The organism is Hymenobacter agri, assembly GCF_054778495.1.
On the sequence record NZ_BAAGZM010000764.1, the window covers coordinates 1 to 1,724 of the forward strand.

A 1,724-nucleotide genomic window follows, 5' to 3' on the forward strand; every position below is an offset into this window, starting at 1 on the left:
GGCGGCTGCACCGCCGCGTGTGGCTCGAAGCCTACGGCGGCCTGGGCCTGGTGCCCGTGCTGGCCGAGGTCGACGGCATGTATGTGTATAACCTGCTCGACCCCATGCGCGAGCGCGGCGGCGCCAGCGTGCTGTTTTTATTGCCGAAGCAGTTTTCTTTGCGCCTGGCCGCCAGTGCCGAACGCCGCCGCGATGCTTTCGATGGCCGCTACTATTCGCTCCAATCCCTAAGCACCACCTTCGCATGGACCTGGTAAAGCTGACTCTCGCCGCCACGCTTGTGGGCGCTGCCCCGGCCGGCGCCTGGGCCCAGGCCGAGCAGTCGGCGGCTTTTTCCAGCAGCTATTCGGCCGAGGCCAAGGCCGACTACGCCGAGGCCATCGCGCCCATCCGGGCCATCTACACGGGCACCTACGAGCAGAACCTGCGTCTGGGCTGGCTCTATTTTCTGGCCAAAAACTACACCGCCGCCGCCGCTCACTACCAAAAAGCCGTCGAGCAACGCCCGTACGCCATCGAGCCCAAGCTCGGCCTCATCAAGCCCCTGAACGCGCTGGGCCAGGTCGACCGCATGCTGGCAACCTACGAAAGCATCCTCAAAATCGACCCGCAGAATACGCAGGCCAACTATTGGACGGGCATTATTTTCCTCAATCGCAAGAGCTACACCCAGGCCGCCCGCTACTTCGAGCGCGTCGTCAACCTCTACCCGTTCGATTACGATTCCAACCTTTCGCTGGCCTGGGCCTACCTCAACCTCGGCAAAAAAGCCGAAGCCCGCGCCCTCTACACCAAAGCCCTGCTCATTCGCCCCGGCGATGCCGCCGCCACGGCGGGCCTGAAGCGGCTGTAGCAGCTGTCGCGATGAGAATAGCCTAGGCATCCTTCCGCGCCGAATGGCGGCCTGCAGCCGCACGGGCCTGCGGCGGGCCCGGGCAGGCCAGCCCGTTCGCGCCGGCCCAGGCGATATTCGCCGAGCGGGGTGCGCAATCCGCCGAATTGTGGACTGCACCGCGCCCGAGTGTCACTTTATTTATATAAAAATTGCTTCCCTGGCGACTACCCAGCTTGCCCATTGCTGACGCTTATCCTTTTTCCGCATGGATGTTACCTCTACGTCTAACCAGCTAGCCGCGCAGGTGCTGAGTGCCCTGCCGTTTCCGCGGCTGGCCAACCTGCCGCCGCACCGCTACGCCGACCGGGAAGTTGCCCCGCTCATTCTGAGCCAGAACGCGCCCAACCCGCACGAAGGCGAAACCTGCATTCCCTTCACTCTGCTGTACCCGGCCGATGTGCGCCTCGAAATCTTCGACCTGCTGGGCCGCAAAATGGCCGCCGTGGTGCGCAAGGGCCTGAGCAGCGGCGAGCACCACATCCAGTTGAACCTGCGCGGGCTGTGCCTGCCGCAGGGCGACTACCCCTACCAGCTGCAGGCCGCGTCCGGCTACGGCACTCACTGCCTGAGCCGGGTGATGACTCTGGTGCAGGACTCGAGCGAATAAAGCTTTTTTGTAGGCGGGCATGGTGCGACTCTGGAAAGTTGGCGCTATCTTGCTCCCTTGTAAATCAAGAAGAAGTGTGCGTGTGAAATTGTGCTGAGAGGCTGGCCGCTGCAACGGCCAGCCTCTGTTTTTTTGGTCGGATTTCCCGGCCGGGCCGGCTGGCCGCAGACGGGGCTTTCAGGTTCGGCGGGGCGGCCCGTACTTTGCGGGCGCGGCCCGGCC

Annotated in this window: 3 protein-coding genes; all 3 read left to right on the top strand. The window is 63.9% G+C overall.

Annotation, left to right across the window (positions count from 1 at the left end; all coding sequences use genetic code 11):
* Nucleotides 1-257 (top strand): hypothetical protein (locus tag ACYVDE_RS21860; protein WP_460503655.1); only part of this gene is annotated, 257 nt, incomplete at its 5' end.
* A complete protein-coding gene (locus ACYVDE_RS21865) occupies nt 245-853 on the top strand; it encodes a tetratricopeptide repeat protein (RefSeq protein WP_460503656.1) in 609 nt (202 codons plus the stop codon). The genes ACYVDE_RS21860 and ACYVDE_RS21865, both read left to right, overlap by 13 nt.
* A 247-nt stretch (nt 854-1,100) precedes the next feature.
* On the top strand, nt 1,101-1,502 hold the full coding sequence (locus ACYVDE_RS21870) for a hypothetical protein (RefSeq protein ID WP_460503657.1): 402 nt from the start codon (nt 1,101-1,103) through the stop codon (nt 1,500-1,502).
* The last annotated feature ends 222 nt before the right edge of the window (nt 1,503-1,724 follow it).